19 protein-coding genes and 1 pseudogene are annotated in these 16999 nt (G+C 62.2%); 4 read left to right on the forward strand and 16 right to left on the reverse strand.

The annotated features are described in order from the left end of the window. Positions 1-1627: 1627 nt before the first annotated feature. Both ASC83_RS04915 and tnpB read left to right on the forward strand, forming a co-directional pair. The gene (locus ASC83_RS04915; protein ID WP_056058970.1) at positions 1628-1966 is read left to right on the forward strand and encodes a transposase; all 339 of its coding nucleotides are present in this window, start codon (positions 1628-1630) and stop codon (positions 1964-1966) included. Then, complete coding sequence (gene tnpB / locus ASC83_RS04920) at positions 1942-2295, forward strand: IS66 family insertion sequence element accessory protein TnpB (RefSeq protein WP_156379439.1); 354 nt, start codon at positions 1942-1944, stop codon at positions 2293-2295. The genes ASC83_RS04915 and tnpB overlap by 25 nt, the downstream gene beginning before the upstream one ends. Before the next feature lie 572 nt (positions 2296-2867). Here tnpB and ASC83_RS04925 read toward each other — a convergent pair. From ASC83_RS04925 to ASC83_RS04970, 10 genes are all read right to left on the reverse strand, one after another. Then, a complete protein-coding gene (locus tag ASC83_RS04925; protein WP_056058977.1) occupies positions 2868-3236 on the reverse strand; it encodes a cytochrome c in 369 nt (122 codons plus the stop codon). A gap of 2 nt (positions 3237-3238) precedes the next feature. Next, positions 3239-4465, reverse strand: a complete 1227-nt coding sequence (locus tag ASC83_RS04930; protein ID WP_056058980.1) for a sulfite oxidase — start codon at positions 4463-4465, stop codon at positions 3239-3241. After that, complete coding sequence (locus ASC83_RS04935) at positions 4462-5097, reverse strand: hypothetical protein (RefSeq protein ID WP_056058982.1); 636 nt, start codon at positions 5095-5097, stop codon at positions 4462-4464. Before ASC83_RS04935 ends, ASC83_RS04930 begins: the two co-directional genes overlap by 4 nt. After that, the gene (locus ASC83_RS04940; RefSeq protein ID WP_056059012.1) at positions 5094-5627 is read right to left on the reverse strand and encodes an RNA polymerase sigma factor; all 534 of its coding nucleotides are present in this window, start codon (positions 5625-5627) and stop codon (positions 5094-5096) included. The genes ASC83_RS04935 and ASC83_RS04940 overlap by 4 nt, the downstream gene beginning before the upstream one ends. Positions 5628-5698: 71 nt before the next feature. Further along, positions 5699-6031 (reverse strand): DUF305 domain-containing protein, encoded by a 333-nt coding sequence (locus tag ASC83_RS04945; RefSeq protein ID WP_056058985.1) that lies wholly within the window; start codon positions 6029-6031, stop codon positions 5699-5701. Beyond that, positions 6028-7431 (reverse strand): YncE family protein, encoded by a 1404-nt coding sequence (locus ASC83_RS04950; RefSeq protein ID WP_056059015.1) that lies wholly within the window; start codon positions 7429-7431, stop codon positions 6028-6030. The genes ASC83_RS04945 and ASC83_RS04950 overlap by 4 nt, the downstream gene beginning before the upstream one ends. 203 nt (positions 7432-7634) lie before the next feature. Beyond that, a complete protein-coding gene (locus ASC83_RS04955) occupies positions 7635-8534 on the reverse strand; it encodes an anti-sigma factor (protein ID WP_056058988.1) in 900 nt (299 codons plus the stop codon). Between the two features lie 19 nt (positions 8535-8553). Then, positions 8554-9066 (reverse strand): RNA polymerase sigma factor, encoded by a 513-nt coding sequence (locus ASC83_RS04960; protein ID WP_056058991.1) that lies wholly within the window; start codon positions 9064-9066, stop codon positions 8554-8556. A gap of 46 nt (positions 9067-9112) precedes the next feature. Then, complete coding sequence (locus ASC83_RS04965; RefSeq protein ID WP_056058993.1) at positions 9113-9502, reverse strand: hypothetical protein; 390 nt, start codon at positions 9500-9502, stop codon at positions 9113-9115. A gap of 47 nt (positions 9503-9549) precedes the next feature. Next, on the reverse strand, positions 9550-9981 hold the full coding sequence (locus tag ASC83_RS04970) for a nuclear transport factor 2 family protein (protein ID WP_056058996.1): 432 nt from the start codon (positions 9979-9981) through the stop codon (positions 9550-9552). A 742-nt stretch (positions 9982-10723) separates the two neighbouring features. Between ASC83_RS04970 and ASC83_RS04975 the strand changes: the two genes are divergently transcribed. Further along, complete coding sequence (locus ASC83_RS04975; RefSeq protein ID WP_369816944.1) at positions 10724-12247, forward strand: IS66 family transposase; 1524 nt, start codon at positions 10724-10726, stop codon at positions 12245-12247. Between the two features lie 59 nt (positions 12248-12306). On the opposite strand, the gene ASC83_RS04980 is transcribed toward ASC83_RS04975, so the two are convergent. The 4 genes from ASC83_RS04980 to ASC83_RS04990 all read right to left on the reverse strand — a co-directional run bounded on the left by ASC83_RS04980 (position 12307) and on the right by ASC83_RS04990 (position 14144). Further along, a complete protein-coding gene (locus ASC83_RS04980) occupies positions 12307-12813 on the reverse strand; it encodes a GNAT family N-acetyltransferase (RefSeq protein ID WP_056059000.1) in 507 nt (168 codons plus the stop codon). Between the two features lie 137 nt (positions 12814-12950). Beyond that, entirely contained in the window at positions 12951-13142 is a 192-nt protein-coding gene (locus ASC83_RS04985) for a hypothetical protein (RefSeq protein ID WP_156379440.1), read from the reverse strand. Between the two features lie 418 nt (positions 13143-13560). Beyond that, positions 13561-13686, reverse strand: coding sequence for a YHYH domain-containing protein (locus tag ASC83_RS24515; RefSeq protein ID WP_156379441.1), 126 nt, complete (start codon positions 13684-13686; stop codon positions 13561-13563). A gap of 11 nt (positions 13687-13697) precedes the next feature. Beyond that, positions 13698-14144 carry a hypothetical protein gene (locus ASC83_RS04990; protein WP_056059006.1) on the reverse strand — a complete coding sequence of 149 codons (447 nt, stop codon included), beginning with the start codon at positions 14142-14144 and terminating at the stop codon, positions 13698-13700. A gap of 302 nt (positions 14145-14446) precedes the next feature. Here ASC83_RS04990 and ASC83_RS04995 point away from each other — a divergent pair, with 302 nt between their 5' ends. After that, positions 14447-15202, forward strand: a complete 756-nt coding sequence (locus ASC83_RS04995; protein WP_056059009.1) for a TIGR02391 family protein — start codon at positions 14447-14449, stop codon at positions 15200-15202. A gap of 636 nt (positions 15203-15838) precedes the next feature. Here the strand turns inward: ASC83_RS04995 and ASC83_RS05000 are convergent. Both ASC83_RS05000 and ASC83_RS23425 read right to left on the reverse strand, forming a co-directional pair. Next, positions 15839-16075, reverse strand: a pseudogene (locus ASC83_RS05000) (IS3 family transposase); the annotation flags it as partial. Between the two features lie 247 nt (positions 16076-16322). Next, positions 16323-16943 (reverse strand): PhzF family phenazine biosynthesis protein, encoded by a 621-nt coding sequence (locus ASC83_RS23425; protein WP_082522355.1) that lies wholly within the window; start codon positions 16941-16943, stop codon positions 16323-16325. Between the last annotated feature and the right edge of the window lie 56 nt (positions 16944-16999).

The following is a 16999-nucleotide window of genomic DNA, read 5'->3' on the forward strand; positions in this document are numbered from 1 at the left end:
TGGAGTAGGAGGCTGTTTGGAAAGCTACCAAGCTTTCGACCTATATCCGCTGTAGCGGGGTCGCTGCAGAAAGCTTACGGAGGTAGTGATGAGCACCTGCTGGACAGACTCACGTGTTCAGCGCCGCGATCTGCCCCTTCCTTTCGCCAACACGCGCTAAGCCTCGTGCACATTTAGTTCAGTGAAGGTCTGCAGTCTGGACCTCTTTGGGTCCAAGGTGGCTTAGCGAACCATGGGTCGTGACTTGGATGTTGGAGTTATGACGACCCTGACCCGAAAGTGGGCAACGAATTTTCACAATTTGAAGAAGACAACTCTCTAAAAATGTCACGTGTGGTGACATTTTTAGGAGACGAATGTGCCCCTTGAGTACCTTAGGGAGATATCGCGGTCTTCGTTACCGCTCACCGTGGAAGAAGAGGCGAAGATCGATAAGCTTCGCGTACTACGCGCAGCAGGTTTAGTGACCGTGATGCTTTCGCATCCGCATTCCGGGATCAACTACGCGCGCGTGCTTTCCATAACTCCAAAAGGGCGCGAGGTGTTAGTTACCGAGTGCGAACCCGGGCCCTAAACACCAGCGTTTGCCGGTGGCACTGTAACGAGGTGAGACGTCGGGCCGCGTCGTTGAACCTCCTTACCGTGCTTGCCATCGGTAAATGCCTACAAGCACGGCGGCACTATTCCGGCGGCATTGGAATCACCACACGCCTAAATTTATCTGACGTCCTTCGTTGATCGGAAGTCAATCCAATGAAAAAGCAGCGTGCGCCAACTACTTGTACCTGCGACCGCCATGTGCAGGTTCTCGCTCTTACATACGGGCAATTTATTGCGATTACAGAGATTCACGACCCGCACCATGACAAGGCACTCGCAGGCCGTGAAAGACGCGCGAGAACTAAAGACAAACAGGATGGCACGCAACCGTCCTTGCTCGTGCGATTCAACCCTTGAGGAGTCCTGCATGTCGAAGACCCATCGCTCTGGTGCCGTACTTCTTAAGCCCCGGCAATTGAAACGAATGCGTCAGTGGGAAGCTCTGCTAAGACCTCAACGAGAAACGCTGCCTTTCCCAGAGCCCGACCCGCCGCTGTGGAAACCACTCGGATGAGCATCTTCAAAGACGTTGCCCGTTTGGATTACGGCTTCAAGGGTGCCAACAGTGAGTTGGGGAGAACCTCAACCAGCACCACCTCATTGCTAGGTACTGTCTCCATTACATCGAGCGATCGAGCGACAACTGCCTCATCAAGGTCGCTTAAAGGGCTCAGGGTATCCGACGAAGTCGCTGACAGGATTGTCCTTCTTCGTACCAAGCCAGTTCGTTCTTTCGTAGAGCATGACTGCCACCGCCCCTAACGCGGTGATCGCGATGCGGCCTTACCGCTGGTACCGCACTACGTGTTCAGATCTGAGATCACATAACCGCGACCATCACGGCGCGGTGTAGCTGCATAGTCCTGAGATAAAACAGGGAAACAGCAGTAACTTAACCATCAGTTTCAAACCTGGTTCAAACAAGCACAAGCACGAGCGATGAGGGTAAGCGTGCGGTCATCCCACCCTTGAAGGGAACGGTCTAAGCGGCAACGATGGTGTCCACCAAACAAGTTAGGTGGACACCATGAATGAAGCCAAGAAGAAGACCCGCCGGCGATACGACGCCGAGCTCAAGCAGCAGATCCTCATTCAGTGCGACGAGCCGGGTGCATCGGTGGCCAGCATTGCCTTGTCCCACGGCATCAACGCCAATGTCGTGCACAAGTGGCGTCGAGAGGGATGTAGGGCGCTGCCTGCCCTGCAGGCTCCCGCATTTGTTCCAGTGCCGCTGCCACCAGCGGCGTGTGCATCTGCACCGGACATCCGCATCGAGTTGCGCCGTGGTGCCACCAGCGTGTCAGTGACCTGGCCCCTGGCGGCGGCCGATCAGTGCGCAGTATGGATGCGAGAGCTGCTCAAGTGATCCGGGTGGATGCCCTGTGGCTGGCCACCGAGCCGCTGGACATGCGAGCGGGCACCCAGACGGCGCTGGCCCGTGTGGTGTCGGTCTTTGGCGCTGCACGCCCGCACCACGCCTATCTGTTCGCCAACAGAAGAGCCAACCGCATGAAAGTGCTGGTGCACGACGGCATCGGGGTGTGGCTGGCAGCGCGGCGCCTGAACAGCGGCAAGTTCGTCTGGCCGCGTGATGCGGCAAGCACCGCCGCGCTCACCCGCGCACAGTTCGATGCGCTGGTGCTGGGCCTGCCCTGGCAGCGCCTTGGCGACGGTGGTGTAATCACCGTGGTCTGACTCTGGAGCGCAGACTGCGTATTTCGGTCGCTGCTGGACACTCATTTCGGTTTCTCTTGGACAGCGGGAACGGCGGGAGATGGGACCCAGTTCGGCACTCATGGACACGCACAATGTGCTGCCAGTAGGCGTCGACGCTGCGGCGCCCAGTCGCCATGTTGGTTAGGCGGGCAGGTGCGCGGCCGGCTAGACTTCACCAATCGCCACGAGCAGTCGTTCGCCCCGAGCTGTCCACTGAACGGTCAAGACTGGGCAGAGTCGTCCTCTCTCTATGCGTAACCGGCAGCTCCCGACCCGTTGCCGACCGTCGAGACTGCAGGGAAGCGGACCTAGACCGCGAAGGCGGGCCCCATTCGCTTGACACCTGTTGATTCCGGGCAGACGCAGGGCTCGACCAACGCCATCTTCAATCCTGGCGGGGTGTGACCCCGTGGTTGCCAGGACGGGTAGGCCCTCGACGGCGGCAACCGCTGAAGATGCCCTGCGATTCGGTGTCGATCAGTTTCTTGCGGCCCGCGCGGGTGAGCGTTCATCGGTGCGGGCTAACCCGCAGATTCCACCCGCACAGAGTCTCACTTGGCACCCCCGCTGGCCTTGGACACATACAGCGCCAGCGCCGCGATCTCTGCATCGGTGAGCTTTTCCTTGTACGAAGGCATCTGGCCCAGCCCGTTGCGCAGCGCCTTCGCCACGCGCGCAGCGTCGGGCTTCAACTCGTCCAGCACCGGGCCGACGGCGCCCTCGGCGCCCGCGGCCTGCAAGGTGTGGCAAACCGCGCACGAAGGCACGACGCCTTCCAGGAACAGCTTCTTCCCCAGGGCGAACTGCGCGCTGTCGTCGGCCGCCAGCGCGGGCAGAACGGGCAGCGCCAGGCAGGCACCAAGCATCGACGCAACTCTCAAGGCATGCAACACAGGGTGCTGCTGAATGGTGCTGCGCATGATCAGGCCACCGTCACTTTCACGGCGTGGTCGGACCAGCTCGTGTTGTTGTAGCCGCCGGCGTTTTCCTGCCGCTGCTCGGGTTGCACGTTGCCTGCGGAGTCGGTGGCGCGGCTGGCCAGCGTGTGGCTGCCGGCGGGCAGCCTGGCAGCCAGCACGAACTGGCGCCAGGCATAGCGACCGAGGTCGGGGCCGACGAAGCGCGCGTCGCTCCAGGTCTTGCCGCCGTCCAGCGACACCTCGACGCGCTTGACACCGTTCAGCCCTCCAAAGGCAACGCCCTGCACCTGCACCAGACCGGCTTTCACGCCGGCTGCGTCGGGCCCAGGCGAGTTGATCCACGACTTGACCGTCATCTCCTGCACCGAAGGTTGGCTGGGGTCGCCCTTGCCGCCCGGCGGCGAGATGCGGTAGCCGTGCGACATGATCTTCGCGTCCGTCTCCTTGGCCGTGAAGGCCAAGCGCTTGATGTACTTGATGTTGTTCACGCCGGTGTAGCCGGGCACGATCAGGCGCAGCGGGCCGCCGTGGGCCAGCGAGATAGGCACACCGTTCATTTCCCACGCCAGCAGCGCATCGGCCATCGCCGCGGCCGGTACCGAGCGCTCAACGATGATGCTCAGCGGGTCCAGCCCTTCGGGCAGCTTCTCGCCGCCGGTGCCGGTCATGAAGCCTGCGCCCGGCACCATGCCGCCCAGCGCCTCGGCCACTACCCGCACCGGCACGCCACTCCAGATCACGCAGCCGGCTGCCCCCACTTGCCACGGCGTGCCGCTGGGCTTGCTGGGGAAGTAGCCACGGCCATTGCCAGAGCATTGCAGCACCATGGCGGTGGTCTCCACGCCCAGGGTCTTGAGTTCGCGCAGCGTCAGTGTGCGCGGGGCCTTCACGCCTTCGATGGCCACTTCCCAGGCGTCGCGGTCGGCAATGATGGATGCGTCTGGCGCAGGCAGATTGTTGCGGATGTAGAGCTGCTCGGCCGGCGTGATGACACCGCTGCCGAAGGCCGTGCGCTTGGTCTCGATGGTGGTGCTGCTGTGCACGATGACGCTGGCCGGGTCTTTCCAGTTCACGTAGGCGGGCAGCGGCTTCAGCGTGGCGCTGGCCACAGGAGTTTCGCCAGCAGCGGCGGCGCCGCGCGCAAAAGTCGCTAGTCCGGCAGCGGCCACGGCGCTGGCGCTGCCGGCGAGCAACTGGCGCCGCTGCAGGAAGTTCAGGGTCTGTTTCATCGTGTCTCCTTGGGGGTGGTGGTGGGTGTGGATGTGGGTGTAGGTGTTTCACTGGTCTTGCCGAACTGGTTCTGCGCCACGGCCAGTGCTTGTTTCTTTTGCGCAACCAGCACCAGCGGCTTGCCGTCGCGCGAGGTGATGACTTTCCAGTAGACATTGCCCCACCAGCCGCCGCCTTCCTTCAGCGCCACGGCCTTGTCGAAAGCAAACACGGTGACCATGCCGCCCTTCTCGAAGAACGTGGTGAGGTGATAGGCAAGGTGGCCGTCGATGTCGCAAGGCCGCATCAACTGCGGGAAGCCAGGGACCACTTGTTTGCCGCCAAGCCCCAGGTGCTGCAACAGCGGTGCAGGTTCCATGAAGGTGCCGCGCAGCGTGCGCTCAAAATATTCATGCTCGATGGCACCCCGCACCAGCTCGGGTGGGCGCATCGCCAAGACGGTGCCGGTCCCGCTGCCGACCAGCAGCAGGGCCAGCACAGACCGCTGGAAGCCGCGTCGCGACAGCATCGGCTGCGCCTTGCGGTACAGGTGAGGCGGTGGGTCGGTGGCTTCGAAGGCCAGCGCCAGCTCGGCGCGGGCGCGCAGGTCGAATGCACTGTCCTCGGGTTCGGTGGTGATTCGGAGCTTCATGTTGAGGTTTTTCTCAGCGGCGTCACGCGCGCGCCTGAGGGTGCTTGCACGGGCACGCCCATCACGCGCTTGAGCGCGTCGCGCGCGCGCGCCAGGCGCGACAGCACGGTGCCCGGCGCGATCTCCAGCGCCTCGGCCATCTGGGCGGTGGGCATATCGTCAAAATAAAACAGCACCAGCACCTCGCGGTGCATCGGCGCCAGACGCGCCAGGGCCTTGACGACGTCGAGCTTGTCGTCCAGCCCGCTGTCGGGCGCGGCCTGCTCGGGACGCTCTTCATCGTCCAGCGACTGCATGCCCGGCGTAGCCTGGCGGAAGGCCGCGCGACGCATGATCTGGAACAGCCAGGCCCGAGCCAGCGTTGCATCGCGCAACTGCTCGCGATGTTTCCAGGCGTTGGCAAAGCAGTCCTGCACCACGTCTTCAGCCGTCGCACGCGAGCCGGTCAACGCCCACGCGCTGCGCAGCAGGAAACGGTAGTGCTCACGCACCCATTGGTTGTAGCGGGATTCGGCCGACTGGAAGAGCATGTTGATCAAGAGCGCTGGGTGCGCCCGCTCATTCCATACCGATCATTGGTAGTTACCCTCAGGGCTGACCCTTAGGGGCCGCGCGTGCCGCCCAGCGACGGGAACTCGGCCGCCGCATCGCCGCTGCGCCCTTGCCGCAAAGCCGCCAGCCGCCGCGTCATGCTTTCAATCTCGATGGTCTGCCCGGCAATGATTTCCTCCGCCAGTTGCCGCGTGGCCGGGTCGCGGCCATGCTGCAACACCAGCCGCGCCATCTCGACGGCGCCGGCGTGGTGCGGAATCATCATCGCCAGGAAGTCGATGTCGGCATGGCCCACGTGGCCTGTGCCGTGCATGTCTTGCATCATCCGCGTCATCGATTCGTCCATCTCGCGCTGGAAGGCGCTGGCTCCCCCGCCGTTCATGCGGTCTGCCCCTTCGCACCCACGCGCACGTAAACCAGGTTGATGCTCTTCTTGTTGCGCAACGCGCCTGAAGGCAGGGCCAGGTTGCCCAGAGGGATCTGCGCGATGAAGGCAGGCCGCAGCGGGTCGCTGACGTCGAAGGCGCTGCACACCGTCTGGCCGGCGTTGGGCGTGCCAGGCAGCTCGTCCTGCTCGTGCGCCACGTACAGCAGTGTGTTTTCGGGGTTGGTCCACAGCCCATGCGACTCGCGCCCGTGGCTGAAGAAGGTACCCACCACCTTGCGCTGGCCGCCGGGGGCGCTGCGGTCGATGATGGCGATGGGGCTGGACGCCACGCCGCCGGGCCCGCCGTCGTCGATGCGCGCCAGGCTGGCATAGACCACGCTGCCGCGCGCATTGCTGACGAACTCGACGTGGTTGGGCCGCGCGCCCATGCCCAGCGGCACGCTGTCGATCAGGTCGAAGCCGCCCTGCGTCGAGCGGCACGACAGCGCATCGGCCAGCTTGTGCGAGAACCACACCTCGGCGCCGTCAGGCGTGGTCTTCATGAAGGGCGTGAAGCCGGGCTTGTCCTGTGCGCTGATGTCCAGGGTTGTCACGCGCTGCGGCCGGCTGTGGCCGTCGGCGCCCGGGTTGACGCGGAACACGTCGATCTGCGACACCTTCTGGCTGGCCACGAAGGCGAGTGTTCCCTCGCGGTTGAACCACACTTGCGCCGGGCCGTTGATCGTCGGCAGGAACTGGCGGATGGCGGTTGAACCCGGGCTGTCGGCGCCTTTCAACTGACGCACCGCCTGGTCAACGCCGAGGATGGCGATACGGTCTTCGCCGCGCAGCGTGACCCACAGTTCACGGCCATTGCGCGTGAAGGTGGGCTCGTGCGGTTCGCGGCCCAGCAGCAGGCCGCTGCTCAACCGTTCGGGGTTGGTGCTGGGGCCGGCGGCCGGGTTCGGCGTGTTGCCGATGACGCGGCGCTGTTCGGTATCGATGAGATAGATGTTGCTCGAGCCACGCCCACTGGTGGCCAGCAGCCGGCCGTCGGGCGACGGCACCGCGCCGTGGGCGTCGATGCAGCCGTGGTACAGCGGCTTGTGGATCATCGCCGCGTGCGTGGGCGCCACGCCGGCGGTGACGTAGCGGAACGGCGGCCGCGGGTCTTCGTCGAAGCTGGTCAGGTTGATCGTGCTCTCGACGGTGTTGGTCTTGGGATCGATGACGACGAGCGTGTTGGAGTCTTCGTTGGTGATGAAGACGCGGTCGCGCGGGTCGATGCCGGGGCCAGGCGCGGTCGTGCTGGTGCTTGTGCTGGCGGCCGGTGCCTGGGCTTGTGCTGCGGGCAGCGCGCTGGCTGCCGCGGCGGCCAGTGAGAATTTGAGGATGTCGCGGCGTTGGGTGGTCATGGGTGCTTTCGTAGTCGGGATGGGGTGATCGGTGGTGTCGCGGGCTAGGCTGTCGGCATCGACCGAAGATGTCTGTGCGCTGGGCAGTCGTACGAACAGTCGGGCACGGCAGCCCAGCGCTTGGTTCACATCAAGAGCGCGGCGCGGGCCGTTTCATTCCCTGGCGCCTGCCGACAGCGCGTCGCGCTGACGCCGCCCTGCCTTCAGCGCGGGGCGCCCAGTTGCCGATAGACCTCGGCCGACACCTGCGCCAGCACGCTGCGGTCGGCGTCTGATGAGAGCGCGTAGCCGAAAGGCCCGTCGACCCAGTAGAAGACATTGACCGTGCCTTCCCGCGCGAAGCGGAAGGCGGTGTCGGTGTTCTTCGCCCCTGGCTTGGTGGCTGCGCCCGGGCCTGCTGCGCTGCCCACGTCGGCGACATCGTTGGATACGTAGAGCGTCAGCTTGCTGCCGAGCTCGTTGCGGTACATGAACTGCGCAACCGGCCCCTGGCCACCCGGCAACAGGCGCCCGCCTTCCAGCGTGTAACCCTGGGCCTGCAGGTGCGGCGGCTTCATCGGCGCGCCCATGCGCTTGGACAGCCATGCCACGAGCTGGTCTTCGTGCGCCGCGTCCACCTCGACCGGGCGGCGCGTGTCGGGGCTGTACACCGCGTGGGCCACCGCCGCGCGCTGCGCGAAGCCGCCCGCTGATACCAGCGTCAGGCCGCGCTCGGCCGGTGCCGCGGCGGCCATGCGGCCGGCATCGTCGCCCCCCGCGGGCAGGCCGCCCCGCAAGCCCCAGCCAGTCGCGCCGCTGATGACGGCGATGGCGATCCCAGCGGCCAGACGCTGGAGGTACCAAGGCGTCTGCGGCACGGCGCGCGGGCGCGCCGATTTCAGCAGGCGCTGCGGCGGCTGTTCATCCAGCACGGGATCGAACAAGGCGTGCAGTTCGCGCTTCTGCGCCCGGTAGGCCTCCAGGCGCTGCGCGTCTTCAGGGCGTGCGGCCAGATAAGCGGCGATCTCGACCTGGCGCTCAGCGGGCAGGCGGCCATCGACGAAGGCATGCAGGTCGGCCTCGGTGACCGGGGGAATGGACGGTGGCGGACGGTCGGTATTCATGGGGTGCTTTCCAATGCATTCATTTGACGACCTTCAGCCGCGCCGGTTCGGCGCGGCCTTCCCTGCCTTCCATCAGGCTGCGCAGGCGCTCACGGCCACGCGACAGGCGCGACATCACGGTGCCGATGGGGATGCCCAGGGCCTGCGCCACATCGGCATAGGCCATGTCTTCCAGCGCCACCAGCAGGAGCACTTGCTTCTGCTCGGCGGGCATCAGGTCCAGCGCGGCCTGCAGATCCATCACCGCCAGGCGGTCACCTTGCGTCGGCGCCACCGGCACTTCAGGCGTGTCGTCGTCCATGGTCACGGTATGAAGCCTGGGCCGGCGCACGCCATCGACGTGCAGGTTGTGCATGATGCTGAAGAGCCAAGCGCGCATGTCAGCCACCTCGCCCCACAGGCTCGACTTGGCCCAGGCCCGCTCCAGCGTGTCCTGCACCAGGTCGTCGGCGTCGTCACGGTTGTTCACCAGCGCGCGCGAATAGCGGCGCAGGCGCGGTACCCAGCTCAGCAGGCTTGCGTCGTCTTGCATCGGTGGGTCGTGGCCTGTGGGACTGGGTGTGGGTCGCCAATGGATGTCATTCCTCGATGATGTGCCAGACGTCCTTGAAGTTGTCACCGCCACGGTCGCCGGGCTTCTGGTCGGCCTGGTAGGTGTAGACCGGCTTGCCCTTGTAGGCCCACTGACGCGCGCCGTCGTCGCGCGTGACGATGGTGTGCGCACCAGCGGGCTGGTCGGTTGCGCCGGCCATGGCTGGCGGCCACAGCGCGGCGCAGCCGCCGTTGCAGGTGCTCTTGCCGCTGCCGGCCACGTCCTTGTCGAAGGTGTAGAGCGTCATGCCCTTGGCGTCGACCAGCGCGCCGTTGACGAGCTTGGCCGGGGCGTCTGCGGCCATGGCGCTGGAGAGCGGCGCGGCGAAGGAAGCCGCGGCGATCGACAGCGCGGCCAGGTTGAGAAGGTGCTTCATGGTGATGACCGGTGAGTTGAGGGTCGTGGGGCCGCGCTGCGTGCCGATCAGTAGGCCGCAGCCACCGCCAGCTTGGGGTCGATCTGCCAGGTTTCGCTGACGATCTTGCCTTCACGGAAGGTCAGCACGTAGCGCACCTTGATGGGCATCTTGCCTTCGAAGACGACGTTGGCCGAGACGGTGGCGCCCTTGGGGTTGGCCGACTCTTCGATCGAGCCGATGTTCAGTTTCAGCGGGCCGACGGCCTTGCCGAACTTCTCCCAGGTGCCGCGGATGGCATCCGTGGTGGCGTAGGTGCCGTCGAGCGGGCCACCGACCCAGTTCAGCTGCGCCTGATCGGCATAGGCACGCATCACGATCTGGGTGTCGCCCGAGGCGATGGCCTGGAAGTGCGTGCGGGCGTCGTCGCTGGGGGCGGCGAAGACGCTTCCGGCGGCGAGCGTCAGGGCGGTGGCGGCGAAAGCGAAAGTCTTGAACATGGTGGGCTCCGATGCAGGTTGGGTGAGTGCTGGATGAAGGGTCCGAGAGGTCCCGACACTAGGGCAGACGGCGCCGGCACGTGGTTTATTCCAGAGCACGCAAAGAGTTTTTCTGTCACGCCATCGACAAGGCACCGACTGCTGCGTGCCGGAATGTTGGGCGGACGGGGGAATACGGCGCGGTGCGCACGCGTTTCACCCCTGGGCAAGCATTGGCGGCCTAAGCCTTGACCGGCTTGCGCTAACCCCGGGACGCCCGCGGGTACTGTCAACAGGCCCCACAGGTCGCAACAGCTGGAAGCTGCTGGTCGCAAGGGTGAAATCCGTCTGCTGCCTGCTTTGCTACGGGTTCTGTATGGGGACAAAGGGGTAGATGTGGCGCAGGCCATTGGAGGATCAGTGCACCTGCTCACTCCTACCACTGCCAGAGCAGAGGCCTGGCTTTGCGCTTGGAAGGGCAGAGAGGGTTGGGGCGGCCAGCGACGGGGTGCAGGCAAGCCTGCGGCGCCTGGCAGGATCAAGGACACCACTCAGTCCAATCAGTGAGTTGTCAACAATGCATGGCCCCCTGGGAGTTCTCGAGGGAGCTCAAAGAAGCTCGCTGACTGCGGTGCCGAACACGGTGTCAACGATGTCGAACTTGATGTCCAAGAAGCCCGAAATACGCACAGACCGGTGTTTGCCAATTGGGGCATGCTCCAATGGTGCGCGTGCGCCAGTGCTGGCACAGTGAATGCCCATGGTGGTCGAGCCTCAATCCCTGCAAAGCCTGAGCGCAGAAGAGCTGCGTGAGCTGACCACGCGCCTCATGACGCAACTGCGCCACCAGAGCGCACTGCTGGACAAACTCACCCACGAGAACGCGCTCTTGAAGCGCATGAAGTTCGCGGCTCAATCCGAACGCTTCAATCCCGAGCAGAAGAGCCTGCTCGAAGACGAGATCGAGGCCGACCTGGCGGCAGTGGCCACCGAGATCGATGCGCTACAAGAAGCGCAGGCGCCCGCCAAGGTTGAAGAGAAGAAGGTTCCCAAGCGTGCGCCGCTGCCAGCCAACCTCCCGCGGCGCGAGATCCGCCATGAGCCCGAATCCACCATGTGCCAGTGCGGCTGCCAGATGAAGCGCGTCGGCGAGGACGTGGCCGAGAAGTTGGACTACGTGCCCGGTGTGTTCACGGTGGATCGCCACATCCGGGGCAAGTGGGCCTGCGCGAAGTGCGAGATCATTCACCAGGTACCCGTCGATCCGCACATCATCGACAAAGGCATCCCCACCACCGGGCTGCTGGCGCAGGTGCTGGTGGCCAAGTACGCCGACCACCTGCCGCTATACCGCCAGGAAGCGATCTTTGGTCGCGCTGGTCTCGCCATCCCGCGCTCCACACTCGCTCAATGGGTGGGCTCGTGTGGCGTGCAATTGCAGCCGCTGGTGGATGCCATGAGAAATGAACTGCTGCAGCACCGCGTGCTGCATGCCGACGAGACGCCGGTGTCTATGCTCAAACCGGGCAATGGCAAGACGCACCGCGCCTATCTCTGGGCCTACGCCACAGGCGCCTTCGAGAACACCAAGGTGGTCGTCTACGACTTCTGTGAATCACGCTCGGGCGAACATGCCCGGCGCTTCCTGGGCGACTGGAGAGGCAGCCTCACCTGTGACGACTTCAGCGGCTACAAGGCCTTGATCGCCAGTGGCGTGACCGAGGTAGGTTGCCTGGCGCACGCGCGGCGCAAGTTCTTCGACTTGCACGCGGCGAACCAGAGCCAGATCGCCGAGTTCGCGCTGCAGCAGTTCGCGCGGGTCTACGAGATTGAGCGCGAGGTCAAGGAGCTCAGCGCAGATCAGCGCCGGGCCATCCGGCAACAACAAACGAAGCCGCTGCTCGATGCCTTGAACCAGTGGATGGTGCTGCAACGCCAGAAGGTGCCCGAGGGTTCGGCAAGCGCCAAGGCGCTGGACTACAGCCTGCGGCGCTGGGAGGCCTTGACCCGGTTCGCGGGCGACGGGCAACTGCCCTTGGACAACAACTGGATCGAGAACCAGATCCGGCCGATTGCCATTGGCCGCAACAACTGGCTCTTCGCGGGCAGCCTGCGCGCGGGCCAGCGGGCAGCAGCGGTCATGAGCCTGATTCAGTCCGCGCGCATGAACGGGCATGACCCTTACGCGTACCTGCGCGATGTGATGGCACGCCTGCCCATGCAGCGCGCCAGTCAGATCGGCGAGCTGCTGCCGAACAATTGGCAGCGCAATTTGGTGGCAATTTAGGCCTCCAAACGAACGTGCATCTCGTCCGATGCTCACTCTATCCGAGCCATGCCGACGCTTCACTGCTTTGCTTCAAATGCCAGGTGATACGTGACCTCGCCTTGCGGGGTATCAGAGTTCAACAACACGGCTTGGAAGTACTCGGCAGGAACGCCGGGGAGCACCAGGCCTGCAACGGGCACAAAACCAAATCGGCCGTAGTAGTTGGGGTCTCCCAGCACAACGCATCCCTTCGCCGATCTCGCATGGAGCTTCTGCATTGCCGCCTCCATGAGTTGTGTGCCAATCCCTTGGCCCTGATGCGCGGGGAGCACAGAGATGGGTCCTAGCCCAAACCATGAGTCAGCTCCGTTGCTGATCTGAACGGGTGAAATTGCCACGTGCCCGATGATCTGCTCGTTGGCTTCGGCCACGAGCGATACCGTGAGTGCGTTGGCCAACCTCAATTCACGGACGATGAACTGTTCAGTGTGGTCCGTGTGGGGTGCAAGCTTGAATGCTTCGATGGTGACAAGCTCGATTGCGGGTTCATCGCGTGGTTCTTCAGAACGAATGATTGTGAGCATGGCGATGGATGATGTGGTTGTCATTGCTTGTGGTCGAGTCCTAAAGTCTAGACTCCGCGACCGCAAGCAGCCCCACGTCAAGATGGGATGACCAGCCCCTTACCGATGAGGATCCAGTCAGCAACATTGGCGCAGGCTCACAGCCTCGGCGGCTTGCCCACCGGGTCGCCGTCCTCATCCTCTACCTCGCCCTTGAAAGGGTCTGCATCATCGTTGTTCGGAACCTGCTTCTGCGAAGGAAACGTCGGAGTCTCTCTGCTGGGCGTCATATCGCCAGGAGGCACGGGTGATTTCTCGGGGATGGTGTGATCGATAGGTTCGCTGGCCATGGGAAGCTCCTTGTGGAAAGATTCCATTGAGCGCTGCACTCAACCCCGGTCACGTAGGAGATCAGCCCTAAAAAAAGCCCGCACGAGGCGGGCCCAAGAAGTGAGGGTGTCGGCAAGTAGCACGGCCGACGAGGAATAGTAGCCAACTAGGAAGATGGACACCACCCGACGATGGTTGGTTTAAACGCTACTCGTATGGTCTGCTGCGTCTGGGCCCCGGAAAAATCCACTCCTTCCCGTACTTCACATAGAACTAGGCCATCCCTGAGCGCACCTGCTCAGTGGCCACGTCGTGGCCCTGGCGCTCACATCGCCTACGTGCGGCCGTACCTGTCATGGGTCCGACGGTGGCGAGGATGGTGGCTTACTAGAAGAGCTGCTCGTACGGATGGTGCGAGACGCTCACTCGGCAGCAGATTCAATGACAGTGCTTCGTCCCCGTCTTGTGATCCACATGGCATCCCTGACTGTCAGTCCCGCCTGAATGAGCATGAGCACCAAGAGCGGCGCAAAGAATAAATAGCGCGATTGCAACCTTCGTCATGTGCCTCTCCCTTACTTCTTGTCTTCGGCAGCCACCGCCGCTGGCTCCGCGGCAACCTGTGTAGCTTCTGCCTTCGCCGGAGCGGGTGCTGCGTCCTTTGCCTGCTGCATACCGCACTTCTTTTGAATGGACGCTTGCTGCAGTGCGTCGTGTTCGCCCCTGATTCGCGCGTACTCTGCTTCTTGATTCTTCGTTCCGCCCAGAGCAAACAATGCTGGCCAGAACAGCACAGCACCCACTACACCAATGGCTTTGTCGTTCGAAGCAGCTTCGTCCAGACGGCCGCCAAGTTGGCTGACTCTATTTACCAAGCGGGCGTTCTCCGCTTCAATCTGCTGGCAGTCGTAGGATTGATATTGAATCGGTGACACATATGTTGGGGCGATATCTTTTGCAGCGGTGGAGCACCCTCCGAGAATGATTGCAGTGGAGGTAAGCAGCACGGTCGTGAATTTCATGTGTCATCCAAGTAGTTGTGACAACATGTTACGCAGACAATGCGGAAAAAGGGAAGCGATAAATTGCCATCCGACCGGCGACGGCACTTCAATCGGAGCTCCCCTTGATACGAGTCAAGAATCCAAGTTGAAAACGGAGTGCTATTTCTCTTGCCCGAACTAGGCAGCGCAGAAACATGGCTCAGCAACTACGGGGGGAGACATGACAAAAAGAACTACGAGAGCTTTCGCAAAGGGCTCCAGAGAGGTTTGACCGAGCTCTGGCAGCCATAGACCGTGCAAGTATTGTTGAAGGAGAACACGTGCCGACGCAGTGGAAGAATGAGGAGGACTTGTCGGAGGGCATCCGGAAGCTCATGTATCGGATGGACGCGCTTGGAGCGCCCAGCCTAAAGAGTGACATCGAGGCAAATGGGGTGAGCGTGAGCGTGCAGGAGTCAGCCTTTCGGAACACCATCCGGGAGGTGTTCGGTACCGACTCTCCTGAGTTCGAAGAGTTTGGTAATGTTCAGATGCTCCAAGGGCCGCTACGCGTAGGGATGTCCGCCGGCGAAGTGGCGCTCGCAAGACTTCGTGGGCGTGACTACATGGTCCACGTACTCTCTGAGCTTATTCAGCGCCTGCAGCAGAAGATCATCGAACTTCGCAGGCGTATTGAAGCGTGCTCTCTACCGTCTGCGTCCGAAGAGCTTCATCCCGTAGTTGCCACGGCGACGAAGGATCTGGTGGCTAGCGGACACGCCTGGGAAGCGCTCTTCGCTGCAGGGAAGGCTTTGGTGCTGCATGTGAAGCAGCGTTCTGGTCGGACTGACCTAGAAGGTGTGGCGTTGATGCGCACTGTGTTCTCGAAGAACAGTCCAATCCTGAAGTTCAACGAGCTTGCTACGGCTTCGGATTTGGACGAGCAAGAGGGAATGATGCACCTCTACGAGGGAGCGGTGATGGCGCTGAGGAATCCCGGTGGTCACGGATTCCCCACAGGGCCGGACGAGCGAGCCATGCAGTACATCCAGCTTCTAAGCCTTCTCGCAGCCAGAGTCGATGAGGCGACGAGATAACGTGGCAACGCGGTCTAACAGGTCGTTCGACACGGACACGCAACGGCATTGCGCCGCGAGGTGTGCTGGCGAGCGTACGCCTCGCGGCGCAATGCCGTTGCGCGCCGGTCAACTCGAACGTTGAACGACCGCTTTCATCTGCAACCGCAGGCAGCTCTTGGCCGATAGTACTCATTCGTTTGCGGGCTGTGTATGACTGCAACCAGCCTGAAGCAGCACACCCAACTCCCCCATAGCCTTGTGAACTGACAATAAAAAAGCGCCTCAACTGAGGCGCTTGGAACCCATCGGTACAAGTGCGCGGCACCCTCGGGGTTTTATTTACGGGCTGCAGAGCTTTCTTTCCGATCAACAGTCATGAGTCAAATTTGTAGAAAATTCCCATAACTCAAAAATAATTGTTGAAATCTATTTTTTATAAAGAGAAAAGTCCATAAATTTAGTCAATTAAGGCAAAAAATATTCTGGGTAATTAAAGTCGTAAACCCCTGCCCAGCATCCATGCGGCCTAGCGCCCTGCTCAGCCAAGTGGCTGTCGACCTAAAGTCGTAAACTCCTCCAAGAGCGCTGCAGCAATCTGTTGATTTCCAAGCAAACCTAACCCACCGGGGGTGCGGATAAAAACTTGGACTGGTTTTATGCCGCAAGTCCAAGGCTCACCCGGTATTCGATCGGGCTGAGGGCCCCCAGGGAGATCTTGATCCGCTTCTCGTTGTACCAGCGTATGTACGAGTCGACCACTTCAATGAACTGCTCGATGGTCGTGCCCTTCCAGTTCCGAGGATAGAACAGTTCGTTCTTGAGGTGACCGAAGAAGCCTTCGCAAGCCGCATTGTCCGGAGAACAGGCCTTGCGGGACATGGAGCGGGTAAGGTTCCACGCCATGGATACGCTTGTGGTAAGTCCCACCAATAAACCTGGCACGCAGGGAGGCCGGAAGCAGTTTGAGGGTTGCGCTGTATCCGGGACGGATGCACCAGGTGCTACTCAGTACCAAGGCTACTGTTGGGTAGGGTTGCTGAAAGTACGGCTTATGCTCAAACGCCTGCCAGACGCAGCACCGCAGCTGGTGATACGCCCCTCCCGGCTCACTTGGCTCACGCTGGCGAACCTTGTCGTACTAGCGCGGCTGGACAATTACCCCGTCTATGCAGGTCACGCATTGCCCCCCGACTCGAATAGATTCGTCTCCATCTAAGGCAATGAAAATCCTTCCATTGCGCCCGACGACGGCCCCCTGTGAGCTGATGTAAGTACTGCCGAACTTTCGGATCTGCTTGGATTCCCTGAGAAATGCTGCAACCGCTCCATTGCCACTTCCACACACGGGGTCTTCATTTACGCCATGAAAGGGTGCAAAGGTGCGAACCTCTATCGCTGCGGCTTCGTTCTCTCCATGGGGGCCAAACACCACTACGCCGGTGGAATTCGTCTGTTGATTGAACGCGGCCAGACGTGCCATATCCGGCTGCAAAGCCAAGATAGCCGCTGCGCTGCTTAGCTGAACGATTGCCCAGTTGGGTCCGACATTGATGAACTTCGGGTTTGGTGTGTGAAGAACGGGCGATCCCAAAATGCTCTCCAAATCGCGAACTTGCTCTTCTGACAAATGTTGATAGCTAGGCGAAGGTAGCTGAAAAGCGATTACCGGGCTGCCGCTGTCCACAGGCTGTTGATTTCCACGCAGAAGTGACCCACTGGGGATGCGGACAAAAACTTGGACTACCGGGAGGTAGTTCATGTATTCCTACGAAGATCGAATCCGAGCCGTTGAGCTCTACATCAAGCTGGGCAAGC

It is taken from the genome of Acidovorax sp. Root402 (genome assembly GCF_001425125.1).
Classification (GTDB): domain Bacteria; phylum Pseudomonadota; class Gammaproteobacteria; order Burkholderiales; family Burkholderiaceae_C; genus Acidovorax; species Acidovorax delafieldii.

Coding starts and splice junctions, on each gene's coding strand:
- ASC83_RS04980 (WP_056059000.1), bottom strand. CDS start 12,813: ATGCTCACAATCATTCGTTCTGAAGAACCACGCGATGAACCCGCAATC.
- ASC83_RS24515 (WP_156379441.1), bottom strand. CDS start 13,686: ATGACGAAGGTTGCAATCGCGCTATTTATTCTTTGCGCCGCTCTTGGT.
- ASC83_RS04970 (WP_056058996.1), bottom strand. CDS start 9,981: ATGTTCAAGACTTTCGCTTTCGCCGCCACCGCCCTGACGCTCGCCGCC.
- ASC83_RS04990 (WP_056059006.1), bottom strand. CDS start 14,144: ATGAAATTCACGACCGTGCTGCTTACCTCCACTGCAATCATTCTCGGA.
- tnpB (WP_156379439.1), top strand. CDS start 1,942: ATGGATGCGAGAGCTGCTCAAGTGATCCGGGTGGATGCCCTGTGGCTG.
- ASC83_RS04950 (WP_056059015.1), bottom strand. CDS start 7,431: ATGACCACCCAACGCCGCGACATCCTCAAATTCTCACTGGCCGCCGCG.
- ASC83_RS04960 (WP_056058991.1), bottom strand. CDS start 9,066: ATGCAAGACGACGCAAGCCTGCTGAGCTGGGTACCGCGCCTGCGCCGC.
- ASC83_RS04945 (WP_056058985.1), bottom strand. CDS start 6,031: ATGAACGGCGGGGGAGCCAGCGCCTTCCAGCGCGAGATGGACGAATCG.
- ASC83_RS04985 (WP_156379440.1), bottom strand. CDS start 13,142: ATGGCCAGCGAACCTATCGATCACACCATCCCCGAGAAATCACCCGTG.
- ASC83_RS04925 (WP_056058977.1), bottom strand. CDS start 3,236: ATGCGCAGCACCATTCAGCAGCACCCTGTGTTGCATGCCTTGAGAGTT.
- ASC83_RS04955 (WP_056058988.1), bottom strand. CDS start 8,534: ATGAATACCGACCGTCCGCCACCGTCCATTCCCCCGGTCACCGAGGCC.
- ASC83_RS23425 (WP_082522355.1), bottom strand. CDS start 16,943: ATGAACTACCTCCCGGTAGTCCAAGTTTTTGTCCGCATCCCCAGTGGG.
- ASC83_RS04965 (WP_056058993.1), bottom strand. CDS start 9,502: ATGAAGCACCTTCTCAACCTGGCCGCGCTGTCGATCGCCGCGGCTTCC.
- ASC83_RS04930 (WP_056058980.1), bottom strand. CDS start 4,465: ATGAAACAGACCCTGAACTTCCTGCAGCGGCGCCAGTTGCTCGCCGGC.
- ASC83_RS04940 (WP_056059012.1), bottom strand. CDS start 5,627: ATGCTCTTCCAGTCGGCCGAATCCCGCTACAACCAATGGGTGCGTGAG.
- ASC83_RS04935 (WP_056058982.1), bottom strand. CDS start 5,097: ATGAAGCTCCGAATCACCACCGAACCCGAGGACAGTGCATTCGACCTG.
- ASC83_RS04915 (WP_056058970.1), top strand. CDS start 1,628: ATGAATGAAGCCAAGAAGAAGACCCGCCGGCGATACGACGCCGAGCTC.